A 24874-nucleotide genomic window follows, 5' to 3' on the forward strand; every position below is an offset into this window, starting at 1 on the left:
AACGTGGATTATTGATTCGGTCTCTCGGTTTGAATGATCGTATGCCTTTATCCGTCGAATGGTTCCTCGGGCATTGATTCTTGGAGCGATTTTTATGCATCTCGAGTCACTGGAAATCTCCGACCTGGTCCTGATCAATCCGAAGCGACATGAAGATGATCGCGGGTGGTTCTCCGAAGTCTTTCGAGAGGACTTCTTCCGGTCGAAGGTGGCCGACGTGAAGTTCGTGCAGCACAACCGATCCCTCTCCAGGCCGAAGGGGACGGTCCGTGGACTGCACTACCAGTTGGAGCCGCGGGCCCAGGGTAAGCTGGTGCAGTGCACGCGGGGACGTGTCCTGGACGTCGCGGTCGACCTGCGCAAGGCCTCGTCGACCTTCGGGCAGCACGTGGCCGTCGAGCTAACCGCCAAGAATGGCCGCCAGCTCTGGATCCCTGTCGGCTTTGCCCACGGCTTCTGCACGCTCGAGGACGATTGCGAGCTTTCCTACATGGTGACTGACTACTATAGCCCGGAGCATGACCGCGGCCTCCGCTGGAATGACCCGGAGCTGGCGATCGAGTGGCCGGTCGAGGAGTCGAGCGCCTTGCTTTCACCCAAGGATATGGGGCAGCCGTTGCTGGCCAGTCTCGGCCAGGTGTTTGCTTAATTTGTATGTTCGATCGTACAAATTCTGATTTGGCAGCTTAACCCTTATCTGGGGATCTGTGATGCGCATCATTGTCACGGGCGGCGCGGGTTTCATCGGCTCCGCCCTGGTAAGGTACCTGGTACTCGAGGAGGGCGCCGAGGTCCTGACCCTCGACAAGCTCACTTACGCCGGCTATCTCGCCAATCTCGCCCCGGTCGAGGGTAAGCCGAACCATCAGTTCCTCCGCGCCGACATCTGCGACGAGGCCGCCGTCACCGAGGCCTTCTCCAGCTTCAAGCCCGAACGCATCTACCACCTCGCGGCCGAGAGCCACGTCGATCGCTCCATCACCGGGGCGGCGGACTTCGTCAACACGAACGTCATCGGCACCTTCACGCTGCTGCAGGCCGCCCGGGCCTACTGGAATGGCCTCTCGGGCGATGCCAAGGATGCGTTCCGCTTCCTGCATGTCTCGACCGACGAGGTCTACGGCTCGCTGGGCGCGACGGGCCTCTTCACCGAGAAGACCCCATACGACCCCTCGTCGCCATACTCGGCCTCCAAGGCTGCTTCCGACCACCTGGCCATCGCCTGGGGTCGCACCTACGGGCTGCCGACGGTCGTGTCCAACTGCTCGAACAACTACGGCCCCTATCACTTCCCCGAAAAGCTGATCCCTCTCATCATCCTGAATGCCCTGCACGGCAAGCCCCTGCCGGTCTACGGCGACGGCTCGAACATCCGCGACTGGCTCTACGTCGACGACCACGCGCGGCGCTGCACCTGATCGCCAGCAAGGGCCGGCTCGGCGAGACATACAACGTCGGCGGTCGCAACGAGCGCAAGAACATCGACGTGGTCCGCTCGGTCTGCTCGATCCTCGATAGGCTGGCCCCGAAGAGCCACCCGCACAGCGACCTCATCACCTACGTCACCGACCGCCCCGGCCACGATGCCCGCTATGCGATCGACGCGACGAAGCTCGAGACTGAGCTGGGCTGGAAGGCCCAGGAGAACTTCGACACCGGGATCGAGAAGACGGTCGCCTGGTATCTCGCCAACGAGGCCTGGTGGCGGCCCCTGCGTGACAAGGTGTATTCGGGCGAACGCCTCGGCGTGCTCGAGACGGTGAAATGACCATGCGTATCGCCGTCACCGGCAAGTCCGGCCAGGTCGTCAGTGCGCTCGTCGAGCGAGGCCCCCTCGTCGGGGTCGAGGTCGTGCCCATCGGCCGGCCGGAATTCGACCTCACCGCCCCCGCCGGGGCGGCCGAGGCGCTTGCCGCGGCCAAGGTCGATGCCGTCGTCTCGGCCGCCGCTTACACGGCGGTCGACAAGGCCGAGAGCGAGCGTGACCTGGCCTTCGCGGTGAATGCCGAAGGGGCCGGGGCCATCGCCAAGGCTGCGGCCGAGCTCGGCATCCCGATCGTCCACATCTCCACGGACTATGTGTTCGATGGCGAGAAGTCCTCGCCCTGGGTGGAGACCGATCCGGTGGCCCCGCTCGGCGTCTACGGTGCCTCGAAGCTGGCCGGCGAAGAGGCCGTGCTCGCATCGGGGGCCCGGGCCGCCGTCTTGCGCGTCGCCTGGGTGTTCTCCCCCTTCGGCGCGAACTTCGTGAAGACGATGCTTCGCCTGGCCGAGAGCCGCGACCAGCTCGGCGTCGTCGCCGACCAAATCGGAGCCCCAACCTCGGCGCTCGACATCGCCGATGGTATCCTGACTGTGGCTCGCAACCTCGTCGACAATCCCGGCGACGAGTGCCTCGCGGGGGTGTTCCACATGGGAGCCGGCGGCCCCGACGCATCCTGGGCCGACTTCGCCGAGGCCATCTTCGCCGGATCCGAGGCGCGAGGCGGCAAGCCGCCCCGTCGTGAACCGGATCGGCACCGCCGACTACCCGACGCCCGCCAGGCGGCCCAAGCAGTCGCGACTCGAATCATCGAAGATTGCGAAGATCCACCATGTGACGCTGAAGGATTGGCGTTCGTCCCTCGAGGTCGTCCTCGATCGGCTCACCGGCCAACCTACTGGCTAACATGTGTTGCATTTTTGATGAGGTTGTGAGGCTATGAAGGGTATCATCCTCGCCGGGGGTGCCGGCACGCGTCTCCACCCGATGACGCTCGTGACGTCGAAGCAGTTGATGCCGATCTATGACAAGCCGATGATCTATTACCCGCTGTCGGTGCTCATGCTCGCCGGCATCCGGGAGATCCTGATCATCTCGACGCCGCAAGACCTGCCCAACTTCGAGCGCCTGCTCGGCGACGGCTCGCGGTGGGGCCTCTCGCTCAGCTACCGGGTCCAGCCCGATCCGGGCGGCCTCGCCCAGGCCTACATCATCGGCGCCGACTTCGTCGCGGGCGGGCCGTCGTGCCTGATCCTCGGCGACAACATCTTCTACGGGCACGGCCTGTCCGAACTCCTGGAACGGGCCACTTCCCGCAAGACGGGGGCATCGGTCTTCGCCTATCACGTCACCGACCCCGAGCGCTACGGCGTCGTCGCGTTCGACAAGTCGATGAAGGCCCTCTCCATCGAGGAGAAGCCGGAGAAGCCGAAGTCGAGCTGGGCCGTGACCGGGCTCTACTTCTATGACGAAAAGGTCGTCGACATCGCCGCCAACATGAAGCCCTCGCCGCGGGGCGAGTTGGAGATCACCGACGTCAATCGTCACTATCTCGAACGCGGCGAGCTCTCCGTCGAGGTCATGGGCCGCGGCTTCGCCTGGCTCGACACCGGCACGCCCGACAGCCTGCTCGAGGCGGCCGAGTTCGTGCGGACCCTCGAGAAGCGGCAAGGGTTCAAGATCGCCTGCCCCGAGGAGATCGCCTACCGCCAGGGGTTCATCGACGCCGCCCAGCTCAAGGACGTCGCCGCCGCGCTCGGGAAGAGCACATACGGCAAGTACCTGCTCAGCGTCATCGACTGAACCTGCGGCGATCGTCCGTTCGCCGAGCCCGCTGCCATCCCCGAACATCAGTCCTTGCGGAGAAGTCCATGTCGGTCGCCATCGTGATCCCCGCCCGCTACGGGTCGGAACGCCTCAAGGGCAAGCCGATGATCGAGATCGCCGGCGTGAGCCTGCTCGAGCGGGTCTGGCGGATCGCCAGGGCCTGCAAGGGCGCGACTCGCGTCGTCATCGCCACCGAGGATCAGCGCGTCGTCGACTTCGCCTCGAGCTTCGGGGCCGAGGCGGTCCTCACATCCGACGACTGCACCAACGGGACGGAGCGGGTGGCCGAGGCGCTCGACGCCGCCTCGATCACGGAGGACGCCGTCATCAACTTCCAGGGGGACGCGGTGCTGACTCCCCCCTGGATCCTCGAGGGCATGATCGAGGAGTTCGCCTCGCCTGCGGGGTTCGACATCGTCACGCCGGCCGTCAAGATGACCGACGAGGCCCTGGCCGAGCTCAAGGCCCACAAGGTGGCCGCCCCATCGAGCGGGACCACCGTCACCTTCGACCTCAACCGCAACGCCCTCTACTTCTCCAAGCAGATCATCCCGTTCGTCCGCAAGGCGGGGTTCTCGAGCGTCTATCGTCATATCGGTATGTATGGCTATAGTTGCGAGAGCCTCCGTCGTTACGTGGCTCTCCCCGCCTCCCCGCTCGAGAAGACCGAGGGGCTGGAGCAGTTGCGGGCGCTCGAGAACGGCATGAAGGTCCGCATCGTCGTGGTTGATTATCGCGGCCGCAGCCACGGTTCGGTCGACACGCCCGAGGACGTCGGCGTCGTCGAGCAGATGATTGCCCGCGAGGGCGAACTTATCCAAATCTGACATCATGGCTATGCAACTCATTCTTGCAAGACACGGCAACACCTTCGGCCCCGGCGACAAGGTCGTCTGGGTCGGGGCCCGTTCCGACATGCCGCTGGTCGAGAAGGGCCTGCAGCAGGCCGAGGCCGTCGCCGCCGGGTTGAAGGCTGCGGGCCTGATCCCCTCGCGGATCTACGCTGGACCCCTCAAGCGCACGGCCGAGACCGCCGCCATCGTCGCCCGCGAGTGCGGCCTGCCCTCGGAATCGATCGTCATCGCGGACGAGCTGCGCGAGATCGACTACGGCACCTGGGAAGCCCGCTCCAACGACGAGATTCGCGGCGAGGTCGGCGGCGGGCCGATCGACGGCTGGCAGAAGCTCAGCATCTGGCCCGAGGGCTTCGGCTGGAAGCCGGGCGAGTCGGACGTGACCGCAGCCTGGAACCGACTCATCGAGGCGATCCGACGAGACAACGCTGACGACGCGGTCTTGCTCATCGTCTCGTCCAACGGCATTTATCGACTGGTCGCCAAGATGCTGGGATTGCCCTCGGCGGAGGCGAAGATGGGGACCGGCACGGTCTCCCGCCTCGTCGTCGACGGATCCAGCGTCCAGATCGCCGGCTGGAATCTCGACCCGTCGAAGCTCGCGGAAGGCCCGGCCTGACGCCCCGGTCGGACGTGCGACATTGCCTCGGGGCCTTCCGGGTTCCATAATCCAATCCAGGTTCAGGTCTTTTTCGATCGTTTCGTCGACATCCGTTGAATCCCCTCCGAGATCAACCCGACCGCGAGGTCCGCACGCGTCTTGCTCCGAGCTGATCGACGACAGGAGGGCAAGGCTTCTCTCATTCACACCGCCGGCAGCCCGGGTGTGATCCTCGTTGAGGTTTCCGACGGCTCCGTTGAAGTCGCGACCAGGCTCGGTATCGAGGGGACTTGCCGAGTGGCAATGCCACGCCAATGCCGGCGTCCGAATTAGCACCTCCCTCCAGAAGGAGAAGTCCTTTGAATCCCGCTTCTACTGTGAACGTCGGCGACGGCCCGAAAAGCGTGACTTTCGCCAATAACGCGCCGCTGGCTCTGATCGCCGGCCCTTGCCAGATGGAGAGCCGCGACCACGCCTTCATGGTCGCCGAGCGTCTCGTCAAGATTTGCGACGATGAAAATATCCGCTTCGTCTACAAGTCGTCCTTCGATAAAGCGAACCGGACGTCGATGTCCGCCGAGCGTGGCATCGGGCTGTCGAAGGCGCTCGAGATCTTCCAGGAGCTGAAGGATCAGTTCGGCTTCCCCGTGCTGACCGACGTCCATACAGAGGAGCAGTGCGCCGAGGTGTCCCCGGTCGTCGACGTGTTGCAGATCCCGGCGTTCCTCTGCCGCCAGACGGATCTCCTCATCGCGGCCGCCAAGACAGGCAGGACCATCAACGTGAAGAAGGGGCAGTTCCTCGCCCCCTCCGACATGAAGCACGTCCAGGCCAAGTTCCTGCAGAGCGGAAACCCCAACGTCCTCCTCTGCGAGCGCGGGACCAGCTTCGGCTACAACACGCTGATCTCGGACATGCGAGGACTGCCGACCATGGCGGCCTTCGGCTCGCCGGTCATCTTCGACGCGACCCACTCGGTCCAGCAGCCCGGAGGCCTCGGCGGGTCGTCCGGAGGCCAGCGACAGTTCGTGGAGACCCTCGCCCGGGCGGCCGTGTCCGTGGGGGTTGCGGGCGTCTTCATCGAGACGCACGAGGACCCCGACCATGCCCCTTCGGATGGCCCGAACATGATCCCCCTCGACAAGCTCCGTACTCTGATCGCCCGGCTCAAGGCCTTCGACGCCGTGGCCAAGAGCCTCAACTGATCGGCCGAAGCATCACGGAGGCCTCGACGAGACCCGGGCTGCCTGGAGTTCTTCGAATGGTTCGCCAGGGGTTTTGTCGGGCCTTTGTCGATGTGAGGTCGTTAATATGATCCTTGCGACCGCTTACGCCTGCCGGCAGCTTGTACCGCGAACGACCTTTAAAACGAAACGATCGAGCTGTCTCCTCTCGACTCGAGACAAACACCATGGCCTCCACGATCCGATCGCATATGGGTACGAGTGTCCAATCGCTCCAAAGGACCCTGCAGACCGCGAGCGACGCCCTCGAGTCAGTCCTAAGCCTCCTGAATGACGACGACGCGTTCGGCAACGCCTTCGAGAAGGCGGTCGAGATGATCGTCGAAGGCAAAGGGCGGCTGATCATCTGCGGTGTCGGGAAGAGCGGTCACATCGGCCGCAAGATCGCGGCGACCATGGCCTCGACCGGCACGCCGGCGTTCTTCGTCCACCCCACCGAGGCCAGCCACGGCGATCTGGGGATGATCGGGCCCGCGGACGTCCTCCTGCTGCTCTCGTGGTCCGGGGAGACGCTCGAACTTGCCAATGTGCTCACCTATGCCAAGCGTTTCGCCATCCCGATCATCGCGATCACCTCGCAGGCGAACAGCGTGCTCGGCAGGAACGCCAACATCGGGCTCTGCCTGCCGAGGGTCGCCGAGGCTTGCCACCTCGGCCTCGCGCCGACGACTTCGACCTTTCTCCAACTGCTGATCGGTGATGCCCTAGCGGTCGCCCTGCTGGAGCGACGCGGATTCACCGCGCAAGATTTCAAGACCTTCCACCCCGGCGGCAAGCTTGGTGCCCAACTTGCGCAGGTCAGCGAGATCGCGCACATCGGCGACGAGGTCCCGATCGTCCCGCTCGGCACGCTGATGAGCGATGCGATTCTGACCATGTCGGCCAAGGGGTTCGGCGTGATCGGCGTGATCGACGGGGATGGGAAGATCACCGGCGTCATCACCGACGGCGACCTGCGTCGCCACATGTCCGGCGAGCTGCTCGCGCAACCTGTCGAGAACGTGATGTCCTCGAACCCGCGGGTGGTCGACTCGACAATGCTCGCCGCGGCGGTGCTGAAGGTCCTGGAAAACTCGCGGATTACGGTTGTGTTCGTCGTCAACGGCGATCAGCGGCCGGTCGGCATCGTCCACATTCACGACCTGCTGCGGGCCGGCGTCGTGTGAGCCGACGATCTATGGCGTCACTACTTCTATCGCAACCGTATTGTTGTCACGCCGGAGTCTGCCCTTTGCGGGTTTCCCGATCAAACGGATCAAGCTGGGATTCGTGAAATCCGCCCTCGCCGCTCGCGGGAAAGTCTGATATGCCCATACCTTGAAGGCGAGATGGATAGTCCCAAGCTCAAGCGGCAAAATCTGTTAGATCGAGAATCAAAGTGTGCTTAAAAAAATTGCCGCAACCCTATGGAACCATGGTTTCAGACCATTTACAATCAAATCCCTACACCTGCCTGGAGGATCCGTTTTGCAAACTCCAATCTTTGGGTTATGTTTGGTTTGTTTTGGATTGTAAAGCCTTGGATTCTGTCTGCTGATCCCCTTGTCACACTTCATGAGGATTTCCGATGGCCCCGAAGTCAGAAACCACGTTGCGCGACGTGTTTCGTAATGTCTTCGACGACGAAGACCTGGAAATCAGCCGAGAGATGACGGCTGATGATATTGAAGGGTGGGATTCCGTGACTCACGTCACGCTGGTCATCAACATCGAGAAGGCGTTTGGGATCAAGTTCAAGAGCTCGGAAGTCGCCGGCCTGAAGAACATCGGCGACCTCGAAGATCTCATCCAGAGCCGGGGGGGAGATCGTTGACCCCCTGATCCCTCTGCAACGCTGACTTCGTCAAATCTCAAATTCTTCGGAAGTCAGTGTTACATGGCATAAACGCCGGCGTTTCGTCAGAGCTTCACGCGATTTTGAATCGACCTTCAATCCTCCCTCCAGCGGTTGAGGTTACCATCATTACTGGTACACCGCCGACCTTCGCTGTGTAACAAGGATCGTGCCGGCCCCCACTCGCCGAAATCATCCTTGCCGGAGAGTTCCTACTGAATGCTGGGTAGAGAGGCCAGGTCGTCAGAACCTCGGTGATTTGAGCCCGGGGAAATCCAGTGACCTGGGCGCGATCTCTCTGCACAGCGTTCGGTAGCCCTGCATCAGCAGCACAAGGCTCCAATGTCAGATCCGACCACCCCTCGACCATTTCTGGACCATGCTCTCCATCGGCACCGGCTTTTGAAGGCCGGGCTGAGGAGGGGCTAGCATAGGGCCCTCTGCCCCACGGGGCGACAACACTTCAGTCAATTCGTGTTTGAATCAACTACGATCACCGTCCAAGGAACATGCTCATGTCATCCCCTTTGAACTTTAAAGAAATTGAAGCGTTGCGGAAGCAAGGGCAAGGCGCGGAGGCGTTGGCCTTGCTCCAGAAGCAGATGCGACCGGCCGTGCTGAGCGCCGAGGAGACTGACAAGGCCGGGCGGTTGATCCGCAAGGTGATCGGCGAAGGGGGTGCGAAGCCGAAGTTTCGCGTGAAAATCCTCGGGCAATGCACGACCTCGTGGCTCACGACCTCGCTGGCGGCGGTGGCCTGGGGGCGGAATGAACTCATCCAAACCAGTGAAGGTGGTTACGATACCATCCTTCAAGATCTAAATACACCCGAGGATCCTCAGAGTCCTTCGGATGTCGTGGTGCTCCTCCCTTGGAGCCAACGTCTCCTCGGGGGCGAAGGGTCGGGCGAAGATCGAATCCAGGCCGAATTGGCTTTCTGGCAACAGGCGTGGGCGGCGGTGGGGAGGCTGGGCGCCCGCGTGTTGCAGGTGGGTTATGACTGGGTGACCCCCGGAGCCGGCGGGTTCCACCTCGGGGGCAAATCTGGCGGCACACTGGATCGGATTCGGCGGATGAACGCCGCGATCCGCGAAGCCCTTCCGGAACACGCATTCTTCCTCGATCTCGAGGCCGTCTCCGGCATGACCGGGCGAGATAGCTTTTATGATATGAGGAGATACTACTGGACGAAGCAGCCCTTCAGCGAGGCCGGCACCAAGGCCCTGGCCGAACATCTCTGGGCGGGAGTTCGTGCGCTGACGATCGGGCCCAAGAAGGTGCTCGTCCTGGACCTGGACAACACCCTCTGGGGCGGGGTCGTCGGCGAACTGGGGGCGCTCGGTGTCGCGCTCGGCGAGAGCGCCGATGGGGAGGCACACCGTGCCTTGCAACGCCTGGCGAAGGACCTCGCCTCGCGTGGCGTCGTCCTCGCGGTCTCGTCCAAGAATAATGCGGCCGACGCCCGCGAGCCGTTCGAGAAGCATCGTGACATGATCCTCGCGCTCGACGACTTCGGGGCGTTCGAAGCGAATTGGGAACCCAAGTCGATCTCGATCACCCGGATCGCGCAGACGCTCAACCTCGGCCTGGACAGCTTCGTCTTCGTCGATGACAACCCGGCCGAGCGGGAGCAGGTGCGCCAGGCCTTGCCGGACGTCGAGGTCCCCGAGATTTCCGAGGATCCCGCCGAGTACGCGCGTCGCCTGCAATCCGGTCTCTGGTTCGAAACGGTCAGCCTGACCGACGCCGATGCGGCGAGGTCGGCCCAGTATGTCGTGGAGCGCAAGCGTCGGGAACTTCAGGAATCGTTCACGAACCTCGATGATTACCTGCGCTCGCTCGAGATGATCGCCGACGTCCGGGCGGTCGACGACGCGGACCTCTCGCGCGTGGTACAGCTGCTCGCCAAGACCAACCAGTTCAACGTGACCACGCGGCGTCACAGCCACGAAGACGTCGTCTCTTTCATGAACACGCCGGGTTCGGTTTGCCTGACCCTTCGATTGAAGGACAAATTCGGCGATCACGGGCTCGTCGCGGTGCTCCTGGCCGTCCCCGATGAGAAATCCGACGGCTCGGTCCTTCGGATCGATACCTGGTTGATGAGCTGCCGGGTTATCGGACGAACTTTTGAACAGTTCAGCCTGAGGACCCTGTACAAGGCGGCGGAAGGCCTCGGCTATCGCTCGATCCTCGGCGAATTCATCCCGACCAAGAAGAACGCCCTGGTCGCCGACCTGTTCGATCGCCTCGGATTCGAGCGACTCCCGTCCGACTCCGAAGGCTCGGTTCTGTACCGGTTGTCCGTCGCGGATTCGACAGTTCTCCCGGAAGCTTTTATCTCCGAGGTCCAATAAGCGATCATGAATGATTTCAACGTGGACCTTTTCACAGTCCGGTTCTGGCTGGTCTTCGGGCTCGCGTTCTTCCTGCTCAACAGCCTCAAGAATGGGACTGCACGCAAGTGGGCGTTCGCCCTCGTGAACCTGGGATTCCTGGGGCTCTATCTGACCTCGGGAGTCCTCGTCGTCATCGTCTTGATCGCGATGTCCTGGGTCGTGATCAAGCTGGCGGCGCAAGAGGGGAAGGTCGCGACTCTCGCCATGTCGCTCGGCGGGTTGGGCCTCTTGTGCCTGTTCCTGATCCACAAGCTGCCCTCCCCGAACTGGACCGTCGGCCACTACCGGATCAACGCGATCTTCACGACGCTGGGCTTCTCCTACGTCGCCCTCCGCTTGGTCGACGTGACGCGGGCCGTCGCCGATAAGCGGTATCCTCCCCCGGATCCGATCGCGCTCGTCAATTACCTCATCCCGTTCCACATGCTCGCCGCGGGGCCGATCCAGTCCTACGACGACTTCGTGAAACAGCCGGCGGTTCCCGAACCGGCGAAGGTCCCCGAAGCGCTCGCCGCCTGGGACTTGATCGCCACGGGGCTCTTCAAGAAATACGTCCTCGCCGACCTCATCGAGCGCATTTTCCTCACCGGATTTCGCGTCGAAGGTCCGTACATGTTCTTCGAAGCCCAGTTGAACTACATCTGGATCTATCTGGACTTCAGCGCGTATAGCGACATCGCCCTGGGCCTGGGCAGCCTGATGGGGGTCGCGACCCCGATCAACTTCAACCGCCCGTACCTGGCGAGGAATGTCATCGATTACTGGGAGCGCTGGCACATCTCGCTCTCTCTGTTCATCCGCCGCCACCTCTTCACGCCGATCCAGCTCTGGCTCATGCGAAGCACGGACGGGCGATTCCCGATCGCGTCGGCGAGCATCGCCTTCTTCGTCTCCTTCCTGCTCTGCGGCCTCTGGCACAGCGTCGGGCCCGTCTGGCTCATCTGGGGCGTCCTGCATGCGTTGGCCCTCATCGTCTGCAACCTCTACAAGAGCTTCCTGCTCAAGCGCTTGGGGCGGAACGGCGTGAAAAATTACCTCGCGAACCCCTGGATTCGCGTCGCTGCCATCTTCCTCACCTTTGAATTCATCGCGGCGGTTTCGGTCGTCGTCACATATCCCATCTCGGAGCTGACCTGGTGGAACGCTTATCCTCGATGACCGCGCCGTACCTGGAAATGCCCCTGGGGCGATTCCTCCTCCAGTCGCTCTGGATTGCCGCCCGCCTGATCCTTGTTTATTACCTGGGGAATTCGGGTGCCCTCTTCTTCTACCAGAACTTTTAATCAAGGATGCACCCATGATAAATATCCGCGGCCTGCGTAACCAAATGATCGCCCTGACAGGGCTGATCGTCGCGGCCATGTTCTGGAGCGTCCTCATCTCCCCGTTGACGAAGCGCTCGTCGTGGCTGGTGAACCGAGACTCCACGATGGACCTCGACACCTATAAGGCTTACGGCAGCCGACTCGCCGGCATCCTCCGCGAGCAAGCCCGGGAGACCAAGGAGAAGGACAAGCGGCTCGGGATCCTCTTGGGCTCGTCGACCCTGCAGGACGGCATCGACCCGACCATCTTGACGGCCGACTCGACGAACTCGATGCAGTGGTTCAGCCTGTTCTGCCACGGGCTTAACATGCTCGACCTGCGCAATGTTTCGGATCTGTTCTTCAAGACCGATCTGAAGCCCGACGTGGTGATCCTGGGCGTCACCCCGGGTATGTTCGCCACGGAGGATAATTATTTCGATGTGATGTGGGAGGAGGCCGGCCTCAGCCAGGTCGCGAAGTACTTCCTGGCGGGGAATCTCGACCTCCTCAACAAGTCGATCAAGAACACGACTCTCATCGCATTCGAACGGATGCTCCCGAATCGCGAATGGATCAACCATTATGCGCGAAGAAATATGAATGATTTCCGCCTTGAATTCTTTCATAAACTCGGATTCGGTGTCGAGTCTCTCTTCGCCCCGCTCGCCGACCCCTATGTCGTCCCCATGCGCATCGGGAGGGGGGGGAATCTCGCGCGTGACCGCATGCAAATCCTCGTCGGCCGGCTCGGGTCCCGACGCTGGTTCGATAAGGACAACTACGACCCGAAAAACAACAGGTGCCAGGCCTACATCGACATCGTGAAGCGGGCCAAGGCCATGGGAGCCAAGGTCTACGTCGTCCTCCTGCCCGAGCCGAAAATCATGAGGGACAACGTCCCCCTCAATTCACTGGCGAGTATCTCCGAGCCCCTCGAACGCGAATTCGGCAAGGACGCCCCCAAGGTCCTGAACTTCCGCGAATCGATGGACGAGAAATACTTCCATGATCATATGCACCTCAATCACGACGGTCGTCCTGTCTTCTCGCATATGCTCTCCGAGGCCTTGAATAAGGAAATCAAGAACTGACCGCCCCCTCACTTCGGTCGGGACGAGCGGTTGCGTCCAGGTAGGAAAACGCGATCAGGCCCTCCATCCGGGCGTTATGGTAGGGATGGCGTTTGAATCGCCCTGCGGGGCGGCAACGCCATCCCTCTCTTACTTTCGCGGACGACGGATGCCAGGGCGTAATTGGCCGACAGGCCCGGCTGTTGCACTGGTGGGCTGCGGGTGCTGGAACGCGATCGAGGTGCGGCCCATCCCGCGAGAGGCCGCGCGGTGCCTTGTACCGGTCTTGGAGCCTAGACGACGTCCCGCGTCGCCAGGACCACTTGCTGAACGATCGCAGCCCGCTGAGACGATGCGCAATACCACATCCGGGGCCGGGTGCATGACTCGCTGAGCTTCCCCGCGCCGAATGATCCGCCGGTCGTTGAGGGAACGGCAGAGGATCACGACCGGCGGGGCCAGACTCAGCCCCGACAGATGTGTCGCCTCACGGTCGTCGACGCTTGCCCTTTGCGTTGTCGATCGCCTGTCGATGGTTGTCGGCCAGGAGATCTGCCGGATGCTCGGCACGCCGTGCGATTATCCTGGCGATACTCGATCACTCCAAATCGCACTCGAGCCCATATCGGTACATCGATCGCAGATGGCAGGGTGACGTTGCGAGCACCCTGCCCCAGTGGCATCGGCCATGGTCCACCTCCTTACGAGGATTGTGGACCATGGCCGTTTCGATGGGTGGCGGCATGCCGGTGTTCAACCATGACAATCAGGGGCAAAGATTGAATAGCCCGCGAGTCAGGGTAGAACGGGAAGCTGAATCCTGGCTCACTCGGTGATGTTCGCCATCGCCGTGTCGACGAGGACGAAGTAATTGGCGTTATCGAGCCCCGTCAGGTAGACGGCGTAGATCGTCACGGTGTGACTCGTCCCGATGAAGGGGTTGTCGAAGTAGCCGATGGCATCGGTCAACACCATCTGCACGTCGTCACCCGGGAAGATCCCGCTCAGGACGGCATGGCTGGTGTCGAGGGCCGCGTTATCCAGGCCGTCGAACGGCTTGTCCAGGGCGATGATGCCGGAGACGGTGGCATACGCCTGGATGATGTTCGCCGAGGTCGTGATGCCCAGCGGAAGGACGTAGTTCCCCGCATCCGCACCCGAGATCGTCAGGCCCGAGACGGTGATGGGCTTGGCGTTGTTGACATTCTTGTCCTCGAACTGGCCCGAGGCGTTGCTCGTGTTAAGGACCACGGTTTCGCCGGGGAGGACGCCTTCGAGCACGGCATGGCTCGCGTCGATCGTCGCGGCCGTCGTGCTGTCATAGGTCTTGTCGGTCGCGGTGATGCCCGAGACGCTCAGGACGATCGGCGTGATGTCGGCCTTGACCGTCGGTTGCACCAGGATGTAGTTGCCGAGGTCGGCGCCGGCGGCGGTGAGCCCGGCGAGGGTCACGACCTTGTCGACGCCGACGTTCTTATCCGCAAACGTCCCCGTGACCTGGCTCGTGTTCAGCGTGACCTGATCCCCGGCGGCCAGGCCCACGAGCTTCGCGTCATGGGTGTCGATCACGGTGGACCTGGTGCCGTCGTAGGTCCTCGAGCCAGCGACGAGCCCGGTGACGGTCAACTGGGCCTTCGCGATGACGAAGGTCCCGCTCGCGCTCCCGACGTAGCCGGGGCTGGTGATCGTCGCCGTCACGTGGTAGGAGCCGGCGTCCGTCGGATTGGCCACCACGTTATTGTTCGAGTCGGTGTACTTCAGATTGACGGCGAGCCCCTGGGGATTCGTCGTGACCGAGACCGACTTGGCCGAACCATCGTAAGTCTGGTTCAGGTTGCCGAGGACCGGGGTGACATGGACGATCGACTGTGCGAGGACCAACGTGCCGGCCGCACTTCCCGTGTAGTTGGGATTGGTGATCGTCGCGAAGACTTTGTAGCTGCCGGGGGCGGTCGGGTTGGGAACCACGTGATTGCTGGAGTCCGTGTAGACCACGACGTTGGCGAGCCCCTGGGGATTCGTCGTGACCGAGACCGACTTGGCCGAGCCGTCGGCGGTCTGGTTCAGGTTGCCGAGGGTCAGCGAGGCCTGGGCGGGATTGATCCTGAGATTGCCGGTCGCCGGAGTGCCCTGATAATCAACATTCGTCACTAGGCGAGCGGTGATCGCGCTGGCATACGTCCCCGCGTTCCATAGCCTCGTGTTCACGCCGGAGAGGTTTGCAACGCCCTGGCCATTCGTCGAGGCGGTCCCGACGCTCTGGCCGTTCAGGAGGAACTGGACGGTCTGGCCGGAGACGGGCGAGCCGTTCGACGTGAGCCTGGCCGTGAAGGTGCTGTCGGTGCTGTAAACGCCGACGCCGGCCACCTGGCTGATGACGGCGGCGAACCGGCTCACGGTCAAGCCACCCCGGGCGCTGCTGGGCCTCGTGGCCTGATCGCCGTTGAAGCTGGCCTGGACCGCATTCGGATAGAAGCCGACGCGGATGCCCCTGATTCCGGCGTTCGCCAGGGTGGCGACCCCATGGGAGTCGGTGATGGCCACGCCGACCGGCCGGCCGGCGACCTGGAATCGCACGACCTTGCCGGCCACCGGGCCCTGGCTGGAGGTCAACGTCGCGGTCAGGTTCGCGAACCCGCCTCGGACACCGACTCCAGAGACCTGAGAGATCGTCGTCCCTTGCCTGCCGGCGCGGAGGGCGTCGGCGGAGATCGCAAATTGCACACCCGAGGGCCGTCCGATGGAGTTCGCCTGGATTGGCGTCCCGTGCTCGGCGCTCGGCACGTGAGGGGTCTTGGAGGCCGTTACGCTCAGGAGTAGGCGATCTTCCATGGCCTCGATGACGAGGGCCTTGCGATTGCGGGGCTGCGGCGCAGACCCTCGGGACTCAACACCTGCCGGCCGATTCTTAGCGGGGAAGATGGCCTGCCAGGCCTGTAACCAACGGTCCGCATTCAGGGGGGATCGCGACATTGAAGAGAGCCTCCTACGGATAACTCCGAACAGGGGGAATGGCTATGATGGACGATGGCCAGCGTTCGGTTCGTCGCCCAGCGGGCGAGTGCGATCGGCTGGATTTCCTGGCGCATTCATCGGGCGATTTCGAAGACGTCTCGCACCCGCTGCTGATGGATCCGCGGTGGTCATCTGAGCGAGGAGGGGTTGTCTACCAGAGTCTGCGCACGCCGCCAAAGCGGAGGGAGGGCCGTCCGACGACCGAGGACAGTAGGCTGAGTCTCAATCGCTAAAGCGTGTTATCAACTGTAATCGCGGAGACCGCGGCGTTTTCGAAGCCTCGGAGCCTCCAAAGGCCAATTTCGCAACTTCTGGTCGAAAGAAATCCCAGAAATTCCGGCACTACAGTTCCTAACATCCTCTAAGATCGAGCTAACTCGCAGAGCCCTCGCACGCTCACAAATCTAGCACAGCGGAAATCAGCCATGCAAGGAACATGTAAGGAATTCGGATTTGATGGGCATGAAGACGTCAGATTCGCCGAAAAGTGCCGGAATTATTCGAGAGTCGATCAGTCATCTTAACGATGATTTTAGGATTCGACGGATGTCCGATTCGTTAATATGGACGTTTGCCGGTATGTTTTCGAATTCGGTAATTTAATTCCATCATCGTTGGCGAATTGAACGAACCTCGCACCGAGGTTGTCAACTCTCGACGCATGCCGGTTCCGCGGGATCCACGTGGGTATTCGGCTCTGAAAGCTTTCCGAGATTATGCCGTGATGACACTTTTGTGACTCACGTGGTCCGAAATCCGCTCGCGTTTTCCTCACCACACCAACCCGATCGTTCATCTCTCAGGACGTACAGTAGAGACTCGGGGCGTGCGCGAAACCACTGAGGTATACTCGGGCATTTCGCCCGGACGTTCCTTGCAGACTCATCGGTCGATACCAAATACGAGCGAATGACGCCGCACGCGCTCTCGCCTCCTCCTCGCTGTCCAGTCGCACACTCGTGCCCGAATCCTTCGCGAACCCGGTGATTACGCATCGCATGGGATTTGTAGACCAGAGACGTCCCACGGGCTCATCACGGGCGCGTCCGTTAGGTCCCTCCAGAAGATTTACCGCGACTGCTCCAAGGAAGGGCACAGGGCGATTTCTCGCCACTCAGGTCAACTAATTCCTTCGGAGGTTGTCTTGGATTCGGGCGGCCGGAGGAAGCGAACGCTGGAAATGGCAGCCGAGTTGACGGATCATGTGTACTGAATCAGGGAGTGGTTGACCTTCCCGCCCCTTCTTCGACTCTATTGCAAGTCCGCAATTCGTCGGGCCAATGCGCAATCGCGCCTTCATTTTCAGATTTTGGAGCGGAGCCCATGCCCTCATCTCGCCGGAGTGGACGTCGATTGTTGGCCGTCCTCTGCTTCCTCCCCTTCCTGCTGCTCGGTTTGATCTTCAATGGTCGGCTTGGTACGTCCGCGGCCGAACCTCGGAAGCCGACCTCTCCCAAATCCGTCAAGGCCGCTCGGACTCCCTGGACGACGTCCAGGCTCGTCGGGTCTCCCGAGCCGCCCCCCGCGTTCAAGGTCGTCCGGGCCTTCCCGAATCTGAAGTTCGACCACCCCGCCCTCATCACTCGCTATCCCGAGGGTGACCGCCTCGTCGTCGGCGAGCAGAACGGCGTGCTGCACACGTTCCCCAATCGGCCCGACGCCAGGGCCGAGCTCTTCCTCGACCTTCCGAAGGAGATCAAGACCCTCTCCCAACTCCCCGGCTCGAAGGACGTCGAGGCAATCTACGGACTCGCGTTCCACCCCGACTTCGCGAAGAACCGCCAGTGCTTCGTCTGCTACACTGTGCGAGGTTCGGACCCTCGCCAGCGCAATCTGCCGGACGGGACCCGAGTTTCTCGCTTCACCGTGACGAAGACGGATCCGCCCCGGATCGACGCGGCGAGCGAGGAGGTCATCATCGCGTTCCTCCAGGGGGGCCATAACGGCGGCGACATCCACTTCGGCAACGACGGGATGCTCTACATCTCCACCGGCGACGCCGGGAACCCGAACCCGCCCGACCCCTTCGACACGGGCCAGGACGTCTCGGACCTGCTCTCCTCCATCCTGCGGATCGACGTCGATCGAAAGGACGAGGGCAAGAATTACGCCGTCCCGAAAGACAACCCCTTCGTCGCGCTGAAAGGGGCCCGCCCCGAGGTCTGGGCCCTGGGCTTCCGCAACCCCTGGCGGATGAGTTTCGACCGCCAGACCGGGGAACTGTTCGTCGGCGACGTCGGCTGGGAGCTTTGGGAGTCGATCCATCGCGTCGAGAAAGGGGGGAACTACGGTTGGTCGGCGATGGAAGGGCCCCAGCCGATCAAGACGGAGAAGGTCGGACCGACGCCGATCCGCCCTGCCCTGATCCCCCTGCCCCACACGATCGCCTGCAGCATCACCGGGGGACTGGTTTATCGCGGCAAGAAGTTCCCCGAGTTGCAAGGGGCCTACATCTTCGGCGACTGGGAGACCAGGCGCCTCTGGGCCGCGCGCTTCAACGGCGACCGGACCACCGAGATGCCCGAGATCGTCCGGCCTTCGCTCCGCATCGCCGCCTTCGGTGCCGACAAGGAGGGCGAGATCTACATCGCCGAATACGACGAGGGAACCCTCTATACGATCGACAGGAACGACACCGGCAGCCGCAACTCTCAGTTCCCGACGAAGCTCTCGCAGACGGGACTCTTCGCCTCGACCAATAATCAGACGCCGGCCGCGGGTGTGGTCCCCTTCAAGGTGACCAGCCGCCAGTGGCAGGACGGTGCCACCGCCGAGTACTGGGTGGCCATGCCCGGCGATGCCCCAGCCACGCTCTATGCCAAAGGGAAGCCGATCCCAGGCCTTGTCGACTGGCACGCGTTCCGCCTCCATTTCCCCAAGGGCTCGGTCCTCGTCCGGACCCTCTCCCTGGCCGGCCGTCGGGTCGAGACGCAGATCCTCCACTACGAAAACGTGGATTGGCGGGCCTATACCTTCGCCTGGCGCGATGACCAGCAGGACGCCGACCTCGTCCCCGGCGAGGGGATGGAGAAGGAACTCCACGTCGGCAAGCAGACGCGCACCTGGCAGTTCCACAGCCGGAGCCAGTGCATGTCGTGCCACAGCAACCACTCGGAGTACGCCCTCGCGTTCTTGCCCGAGCAGTTGAACCGGCCGGGCGCCGACGGTCAGAACCAACTCGTCGCGTTTACCCGGGGGGGCCTGATCCGTCGCGCCGCCGACGACGGCAGCTCGCTTCCTCCATTCGATAAGTCGACGGCCGCGAAGGAACGCAAGCTCGTCGACCCCGCCGACGCGAGCCAGCCGATCGAGTCGAGGGCCCGGAGCTACCTCCACGCCAACTGCGGCCATTGCCACGCCGACGACGGCGGCGGCTCCGTCCCGCTGCGATTGAAGTTCCCGACTCCCATCAGCCGGATGCAGGCCCTCGACGTCAGGCCGACGCGGGGCGACTTTTCGCTCTCGGACGCCTGCATCATCAAGCCGGGCGTACCGTCCTCGAGCACGCTCTACTTCCGCATGTCCAAGTTCGGCCGCGATCGGATGCCCCACATCGGCTCCGAACGCCCCGACGAGGCGGGCCTGAAGATCGTCGAGCAGTGGATCGCCAGCCTCGACCCGAAGGCGAACAAGGCCGACAAGGCATCGCAGGAGGGTTCGCCCGACGCCCTCGTCACCGACCCGAAATCCGCGATGCCCCTCGCCCGCGAGCTGGGCCGTGGTGAGCTGAAGCCGGCGAAGCGCGACGCGATCCTCGCCTCGGCCGCCAAGCTCCCCCCGGGGCCGATCCGCGACCTCTTCGACGGCTATCTCCCCTCCGACAACAAGGGGGGCCGCAAGCTCGGCTCGAACCCCCAGCCTCGCGCGATCCTGGCGATGGCCGGGGACCCCAGCCGGGGCGAGGCCATCTTCTGGTCCAACGCCCTGAACTGCGGGACCTGCCACAAGGTCGGCGACCGCGGCAAGCAGATCGGTCCTGACCTCTCGACGATCGGCAAGCAACGCAGCCGCGAAGACCTCCTCGAGAGCATCCTCGACCCTTCGCGACGGATCGAGCCCAAGTTCGCCGCCTTCCTCGCCCTGACGGCCGACGGCCGTTCGGTGACCGGCCAGCTCGTCAGGCGCGATGACAGCGAGATCGTCCTCCGCGACAGCCAGGATCAGCAGATCGCCCTGCCCGCCAAGGACGTGGAGCAGCTCCAGCCGTCGCTGCGTTCGCTCATGCCCGACCAGCAGATCGCCAGCCTGACGGCCCAGGAAGCCGCGGACCTCCTCGCGTACCTGAGCAGCCTGAAATAGACGCGAGCTGGACGAGAACTTCAGAGACGTCTGCCGACGTAGTCAATGAACGAGCGCCAGGGAGGATCGCTCGAGCGAACTCTCCCTGGCGCTCGTGTTTTGGTTCAGGATTGGAAATCGAACGGTACGACAGCAAACCTCGTTATTACAACTGGCAGAGTGCAGCTGCCCACGATTCAGGGTTCGCGCTATTGCACTCACCTAGGGTATCGACGGATCAACGAGCCGGCTTCGATCGTGGGTTCTTCATGGTATAGAAATGACCATCCTCGGCGCCGCCGAGGAAGTCGGGGATGGAGTCGCCGTCGAAATCGACGACCGTCGGGCTGACGTCGTGGCCCTCGATGTTCACGGGCGAGAGCAACCCCTCGTCGTGGAACTTCCAGAGACCGCCGGGATGCTCGACCTGGCGGAAGAATCTCGCGTTGGCGGCATTGAGCAGGAGGTCGTGGCGGTCGTCGCCGTCCCAGTCGACGATGCTCAACTTGCGGCGTCCGCTCTTGCCTGCCGTCCCGGCGTTGAGCCGCATGGGATGGTTCTCTCCATCGATCAGGGCACGCTTCGGGGCGAGCACGACGAGGCGGTCGTCTCGCTTGGCCCGTTCGAAGAAGGCGAGGAAGCCCTCCTGATCGAGCATGACCAGGTCGACGAGCCCATCCCTGTTCCAGTCGATGGCCGCAGGCGTCGTCCTCCATTGCGTCAGCAACTCCTTTCCGGAGGGTCGGAGCCAGCCCCAGGCCAGGGTCGGTTCGGGGCCCTCCCACTCGACTTCGATCGGAGCTGCGGCGCCGAGCTTTGGCTTAGTCCGCGTGCCGACGTTGCGATACCAGACGACTCGGCCCAGGATCGAGTTCACGACGAGATCCGGCAGCCCGTCCATGTCCCAATCGGCTACGGTCAAGGTGGTGTAGCCCCATTTGGCCTCGGCAGGCCCCTGGATGCTCCCGTTGTGGCCGGCCTGGATCCGGATCACCTTGCCGTCGGCCTCGAGCTTGACGGGCTCGGCCCACTTCGGCCTCTCGACGTTAGGTCCGCTGAGATTTTCGATGAATCCGATGTAGCCGGCCGTGTTGCCGGAGACGATGTCGACGTCTCCATCCCCATCCCAGTCGAAGCCGAACGGGGTCGCGAGAGCCCCGAACTTCAGGTCACCGGCCTCCTGGCGGAAGTAGCGCGGGGCGAGGAAGCCGGGCGAACGATCCTCGCTCAGCTTCCCGGTATTCTCGACGAAGGCGACCCGCCCGTCCTCGTCGCCCACGATCAGGTCGATGTCGCCGTCCTTGTCCCAGTCGATCGCGGTTGGGGTGATCATCTCGAGGTCCATGGCGAGCGGACCTCCGTCGCTGGCCTTCAGGCGACGCCCCTTCGCATACTCGGGCTTCGTCCGGCTCCCGACGTTCTCGAAGTAGGTGAAGCCGTCGAGGAACTCGCCGCAGAGGAGGTCAAGGTCGCCGTCGCCGTCGAAGTCGGCGAAGTTCGGCGAGGGCCAGCCGAAGGTCTCGGCCGGGGCGCCGCCTGCCGCGACCTTGGTCGGTTTCTCGTATTTGGGCAGCTCGTTGGTGCCTGCGTTGCGGATCAGGTAGACGTAGCCACGGAGGGGGCCGCGGGTCCAGTGGCCCTCGCGGTCGTAGGCGTTGTCCCAGCCGTAGTCGGTCCAGTCGTCCACGCCCACGATCACGTCCGTCCTGCCGTCCCCCTCGTAATCCACGTAGCGCCAGAAATTGCCCCTGAGGTTTTTGGGATGCACGTTCATCGGGAGCGGGAGCGGCTTGCCGTCTTTCAGGCCCGAATTGAGGAAGTCGGGGTATTCCATCGCGGGCGAGAGGACCCTCGGCTTGCTGTCGACGTAGCTGACCTGGACATTCTGCAGGCCCAGGCTGATGCGTCGGCCCGCCTTGAACACGGGCATCTTCTGCCTGGCGGTGTCGCCCGAGGTGTTCTCGAAGACGTAGGTCCCGTTCGAGGGCTTGTCGGGGCAGACGACCACGAGGTCGAGGTCGCCGTCTTGGTCGAAGTCCATCGGCAGGGGCCAGGCCCAGAGGCCCACGCCCAGGTCCACCTCGAGGCCGGGGTTGTTGTATCTGAGCCGCTCGAGCCCCGCAGCCGAGGCTGCAGTCGAAGCCAGGAGCACGCAGAGAGTCGCCAGTATGGTTCTCACGCTCGGGTATTCCCCCAGGTTCGAAGGTCGATCGCCCGTGCCTCGGGCCTCGCCGTGATTTCGACTCACGGTAGCCTTGGGCCGCGGCCACGCTCGCGCGCGGATGCTCGCCAGCATAGCGACCCTCGGCGAGTCGCCATACCGTTTCGAGATTCTACCGGATCCTCGAGGCGCCCGACTCGGGCGTCCTCAGTCCCCGGAGGACCCGATGAACATGTAATCTCGCGGTTTCCCGGCCTCGTCGTGGATTGCGAAGTAGACGCCCTGCCACCTGCGGAGATCGTCACCAGGACGTCCATCCCCGCTCGCGAGGACTTGATCGAGCTGGGCCTGTGTGGGAGTCGTCGTGCCGAAGTGCTTCAGGAGCCGGTGCTTCGAGAGCGGAGCTGTCACGCCGAGCTCGATGATGTCTGAAGCATGGGTGATATGCAGGATCGAATGCGTGCCGTTCTCCCCCGCGATGTAGAGCAACTCGTCGACGGATCGCGGAGTGATGCCGCCCCTCGTGAACCAATGGATGTGGATGGCCACCGAGATCGCTGCGATCATCCTGAAGACATACAGGCTGAGTCGGAACTTGATCGGCGTGTCGGGAGATAGGTCGCGGTCGCGGGGAATTCTGAAGAGCCCGCCGCGCGGGAGATAATCGCCCGACTCGAACTCTTCGTCATGGAGACGCCGGAGCGCCAACTCGGGGTCTGGATCGTAAGGCCTGGTGTAGTACCAGCCGCTCGCACCCATCGCTGGTTGGTCCTGATGAGAATTCGGCAAACGCCCGCGGGCTCCGAGCGAGTACCCCGTCGATTGCCATTTACGTTCGCGGATCCAGCTCGCCGGCGATGCGACCAACGCCAGGAACGAACGGGGAACTTACATCGGAATGACGTAAGTTCCCCGAGACGTGTGCTTGGGCGTAACGTTTCAAGCTCGGGCGTTTTCCGCCGGCCTGACGCCGATGCTGCGGGACCGAGCCGAGACGGATACTCGAGATCAACCGAGCAGGCGGTCGACCTTGGGCAGCATGGCGGAGAAGTTGATTTTGTGGTGGCAAGCTTCCTGGGCGGCGGCCAGGTCGGCGTCCTTCCAGTTGCGATCTTCTTCGGCCAGCTCGGCGTAGGACTCGCGGGCGACGCTCCGCATGCCGTGCGACTCGTAGTAGGTGTAGAACCGGGCGAGGTCGCCGAGCTTGGCCTTGGTCCCGCCGGCGACCGAGCAACGGCCGTCGCAGCCGGGGCACATGGTCGGGTTCGACGCGAGCACGGCATCTCGGAGTTCGTCGATCTCCGCCTGCTTGAGGGGCTCGAAGCGGCGGGCGGCGTCGGCGTTCTCGCGGATCTGCTCGGTGTTCCGCAGCGTCACGCACGAGGCCGAGAACCGCTCGTCGGTCCAGATCGCCTGCAGCAACCCCTGGGCGGGGGTCAGCCCCTTCGCCTTGATCGAGGGGACATGCTCGGCGGTGAACTGGGTCTGCCCGCCGAGCTGCTTCATCGACACGAGGCCGATGTTCTTGGCGTGGCAGGCGTCGAGGGCCTTGTTGAGCGGGGCGTTCTTGTCGAGCCAGGGGGTGTACTTGAGCATGATGACGTCGATGAAGCCGCCGACCGCGGCATTCTGGATCTGCTCGGCGATCATCGCGTCGTGGGTCGAGAAGCCGACGAATTTCACCTTGCCGGTCTTCTTGAGGGCCTCTGCGGCCTCCTTGAGTTCCTTGCTCTTCGGCCAGTCGGTCTGGGCGGTGTCGAGCCCGTGGAAGAAGAGGAGGTCGATGTAGTCGGTCTTGAGCGCCGCGAGGCGCTGGTCGAGCTTGTTGAGCATGTCCGACTGGGACTTCACGTGGCTCTTGGTCGCCAGGAAAATCGTCTTGCGGACTTCCGGCATGGCGGTCAGCCAGTCGCCGATGACCTTCTCGGAGTTCTTGTAGCCTTCGGCGGTGTCGAAGTAGCGGACGCCTTCTGCATAGGCGTTGCGGAGCAGACGGCTGAGGCCGGCCGGCTCGCCCACGGTCCCGTGGTTGAGCAGGGTGACTTCAACGCCCGTCTTGCCGAGCAGGCGCGTCGGCAGGACCTTCTTGCCCGCCCCTTCCTTGGCTTCCTGGGCCGAGGCGCCGCCTGCGACCAGGCCGGTCGCCGCGGTTGCCGCGAGGCCCGCCTGGAGGAAACCACGACGATCCAAGGGATTCGAATTCGGTTCGCCCATCTCTCGGTACTCCTCGATTCCACGAACGGAAGTTGTCAAGAAACCCGGCGTCCACCGTCATTCCCGAATCAGTCCCAGCGTGCGCATCGCGACGAGACGGCCCAGGATTTTCCCGTAGGCCTGGTCTGTCTGGTGGGAGCTGCTTGTCCGCCCCCGATGGTATATCGACTGCGCAGCGGGGAAAAGGGGGGAGCCGCTATCATAAACGTTCCGCCCCTGGGATTCATGGGAGATTCGCCAAGATGTTTAACAGCCCGGATCGACGTGATTCACGAACGGGTGAAGTGAGGAAGGCAAGTCTGAGTGAC

At 63.1% G+C, this 24874-nt stretch carries 16 protein-coding genes and 2 pseudogenes; 14 read left to right on the plus strand and 4 right to left on the minus strand.

The window, feature by feature from the left end:
* Nucleotides 1-94: 94 nt before the first annotated feature.
* The 13 genes and pseudogenes from rfbC to ACOYYX_RS27820 all read left to right on the plus strand — a co-directional run bounded on the left by rfbC (nucleotide 95) and on the right by ACOYYX_RS27820 (nucleotide 12919).
* Entirely contained in the window at nucleotides 95-649 is a 555-nt protein-coding gene (rfbC, locus tag ACOYYX_RS27760; RefSeq protein ID WP_422925760.1) for a dTDP-4-dehydrorhamnose 3,5-epimerase, read from the plus strand.
* 61 nt (nucleotides 650-710) lie between these two features.
* Nucleotides 711-1768: pseudogene (gene rfbB / locus ACOYYX_RS27765) on the plus strand (dTDP-glucose 4,6-dehydratase).
* A 2-nt stretch (nucleotides 1769-1770) separates the two neighbouring features.
* Nucleotides 1771-2668 (plus strand): annotated as a pseudogene (gene rfbD, locus ACOYYX_RS27770) (dTDP-4-dehydrorhamnose reductase).
* Between the two features lie 33 nt (nucleotides 2669-2701).
* Complete coding sequence (gene rfbA, locus ACOYYX_RS27775; RefSeq protein WP_422925762.1) at nucleotides 2702-3565, plus strand: glucose-1-phosphate thymidylyltransferase RfbA; 864 nt, start codon at nucleotides 2702-2704, stop codon at nucleotides 3563-3565.
* Nucleotides 3566-3633: 68 nt separating this feature from the next.
* The gene (gene kdsB / locus ACOYYX_RS27780; protein ID WP_422925763.1) at nucleotides 3634-4416 is read left to right on the plus strand and encodes a 3-deoxy-manno-octulosonate cytidylyltransferase; all 783 of its coding nucleotides are present in this window, start codon (nucleotides 3634-3636) and stop codon (nucleotides 4414-4416) included.
* Between the two features lie 4 nt (nucleotides 4417-4420).
* Nucleotides 4421-5062 carry a histidine phosphatase family protein gene (locus tag ACOYYX_RS27785; RefSeq protein WP_422925764.1) on the plus strand — a complete coding sequence of 214 codons (642 nt, stop codon included), beginning with the start codon at nucleotides 4421-4423 and terminating at the stop codon, nucleotides 5060-5062.
* A gap of 341 nt (nucleotides 5063-5403) precedes the next feature.
* Entirely contained in the window at nucleotides 5404-6249 is an 846-nt protein-coding gene (gene kdsA / locus ACOYYX_RS27790) for a 3-deoxy-8-phosphooctulonate synthase (protein ID WP_422925765.1), read from the plus strand.
* A gap of 206 nt (nucleotides 6250-6455) precedes the next feature.
* Complete coding sequence (locus ACOYYX_RS27795; RefSeq protein WP_422925767.1) at nucleotides 6456-7454, plus strand: KpsF/GutQ family sugar-phosphate isomerase; 999 nt, start codon at nucleotides 6456-6458, stop codon at nucleotides 7452-7454.
* A 401-nt stretch (nucleotides 7455-7855) separates the two neighbouring features.
* The gene (locus tag ACOYYX_RS27800; RefSeq protein WP_422925769.1) at nucleotides 7856-8101 is read left to right on the plus strand and encodes an acyl carrier protein; all 246 of its coding nucleotides are present in this window, start codon (nucleotides 7856-7858) and stop codon (nucleotides 8099-8101) included.
* Between the two features lie 536 nt (nucleotides 8102-8637).
* Nucleotides 8638-10479 carry an HAD-IIIC family phosphatase gene (locus tag ACOYYX_RS27805; protein WP_422925771.1) on the plus strand — a complete coding sequence of 614 codons (1842 nt, stop codon included), beginning with the start codon at nucleotides 8638-8640 and terminating at the stop codon, nucleotides 10477-10479.
* Nucleotides 10480-10500: 21 nt separating this feature from the next.
* Nucleotides 10501-11679: an MBOAT family O-acyltransferase gene (locus tag ACOYYX_RS27810; protein ID WP_422925773.1), complete on the plus strand. Its 1179-nt coding sequence runs from the start codon at nucleotides 10501-10503 to the stop codon at nucleotides 11677-11679.
* Entirely contained in the window at nucleotides 11676-11804 is a 129-nt protein-coding gene (locus ACOYYX_RS27815; RefSeq protein ID WP_422925775.1) for a hypothetical protein, read from the plus strand. Before ACOYYX_RS27810 ends, ACOYYX_RS27815 begins: the two co-directional genes overlap by 4 nt.
* 14 nt (nucleotides 11805-11818) lie before the next feature.
* On the plus strand, nucleotides 11819-12919 hold the full coding sequence (locus ACOYYX_RS27820) for a hypothetical protein (RefSeq protein WP_422925777.1): 1101 nt from the start codon (nucleotides 11819-11821) through the stop codon (nucleotides 12917-12919).
* An 804-nt stretch (nucleotides 12920-13723) separates the two neighbouring features.
* Here the strand turns inward: ACOYYX_RS27820 and ACOYYX_RS27825 are convergent.
* The gene (locus ACOYYX_RS27825) at nucleotides 13724-15871 is read right to left on the minus strand and encodes a YDG domain-containing protein (RefSeq protein WP_422925779.1); all 2148 of its coding nucleotides are present in this window, start codon (nucleotides 15869-15871) and stop codon (nucleotides 13724-13726) included.
* Nucleotides 15872-17236: 1365 nt separating this feature from the next.
* Between ACOYYX_RS27825 and ACOYYX_RS27830 the strand changes: the two genes are divergently transcribed.
* Complete coding sequence (locus ACOYYX_RS27830) at nucleotides 17237-20212, plus strand: PQQ-dependent sugar dehydrogenase (protein WP_422925781.1); 2976 nt, start codon at nucleotides 17237-17239, stop codon at nucleotides 20210-20212.
* A 217-nt stretch (nucleotides 20213-20429) separates the two neighbouring features.
* Here ACOYYX_RS27830 and ACOYYX_RS27835 read toward each other — a convergent pair whose 3' ends face one another.
* The 3 genes from ACOYYX_RS27835 to ACOYYX_RS27845 all read right to left on the minus strand — a co-directional run bounded on the left by ACOYYX_RS27835 (nucleotide 20430) and on the right by ACOYYX_RS27845 (nucleotide 24566).
* Nucleotides 20430-22370, minus strand: coding sequence for an FG-GAP repeat domain-containing protein (locus ACOYYX_RS27835; RefSeq protein WP_422925783.1), 1941 nt, complete (start codon nucleotides 22368-22370; stop codon nucleotides 20430-20432).
* A 189-nt stretch (nucleotides 22371-22559) separates the two neighbouring features.
* Nucleotides 22560-23111 (minus strand): hypothetical protein, encoded by a 552-nt coding sequence (locus tag ACOYYX_RS27840; RefSeq protein WP_422925785.1) that lies wholly within the window; start codon nucleotides 23109-23111, stop codon nucleotides 22560-22562.
* A 249-nt stretch (nucleotides 23112-23360) separates the two neighbouring features.
* Complete coding sequence (locus ACOYYX_RS27845; RefSeq protein ID WP_422925787.1) at nucleotides 23361-24566, minus strand: aldo/keto reductase; 1206 nt, start codon at nucleotides 24564-24566, stop codon at nucleotides 23361-23363.
* Nucleotides 24567-24874 lie beyond the last annotated feature (308 nt).

Source organism: Singulisphaera chitinilytica (assembly GCF_049331405.1).
Lineage (GTDB): Bacteria > Planctomycetota > Planctomycetia > Isosphaerales > Isosphaeraceae > PoT.

Coding starts and splice junctions, on each gene's coding strand:
- rfbC (WP_422925760.1), top strand. CDS start 95: ATGCATCTCGAGTCACTGGAAATCTCCGACCTGGTCCTGATCAATCCG.
- rfbA (WP_422925762.1), top strand. CDS start 2,702: ATGAAGGGTATCATCCTCGCCGGGGGTGCCGGCACGCGTCTCCACCCG.
- kdsB (WP_422925763.1), top strand. CDS start 3,634: ATGTCGGTCGCCATCGTGATCCCCGCCCGCTACGGGTCGGAACGCCTC.
- ACOYYX_RS27785 (WP_422925764.1), top strand. CDS start 4,421: ATGGCTATGCAACTCATTCTTGCAAGACACGGCAACACCTTCGGCCCC.
- ACOYYX_RS27795 (WP_422925767.1), top strand. CDS start 6,456: ATGGCCTCCACGATCCGATCGCATATGGGTACGAGTGTCCAATCGCTC.
- ACOYYX_RS27800 (WP_422925769.1), top strand. CDS start 7,856: ATGGCCCCGAAGTCAGAAACCACGTTGCGCGACGTGTTTCGTAATGTC.
- ACOYYX_RS27805 (WP_422925771.1), top strand. CDS start 8,638: ATGTCATCCCCTTTGAACTTTAAAGAAATTGAAGCGTTGCGGAAGCAA.
- ACOYYX_RS27815 (WP_422925775.1), top strand. CDS start 11,676: ATGACCGCGCCGTACCTGGAAATGCCCCTGGGGCGATTCCTCCTCCAG.
- ACOYYX_RS27820 (WP_422925777.1), top strand. CDS start 11,819: ATGATAAATATCCGCGGCCTGCGTAACCAAATGATCGCCCTGACAGGG.
- ACOYYX_RS27825 (WP_422925779.1), bottom strand. CDS start 15,871: ATGTCGCGATCCCCCCTGAATGCGGACCGTTGGTTACAGGCCTGGCAG.
- ACOYYX_RS27830 (WP_422925781.1), top strand. CDS start 17,237: ATGCCCTCATCTCGCCGGAGTGGACGTCGATTGTTGGCCGTCCTCTGC.
- ACOYYX_RS27840 (WP_422925785.1), bottom strand. CDS start 23,111: ATGGGTGCGAGCGGCTGGTACTACACCAGGCCTTACGATCCAGACCCC.
- ACOYYX_RS27845 (WP_422925787.1), bottom strand. CDS start 24,566: ATGGGCGAACCGAATTCGAATCCCTTGGATCGTCGTGGTTTCCTCCAG.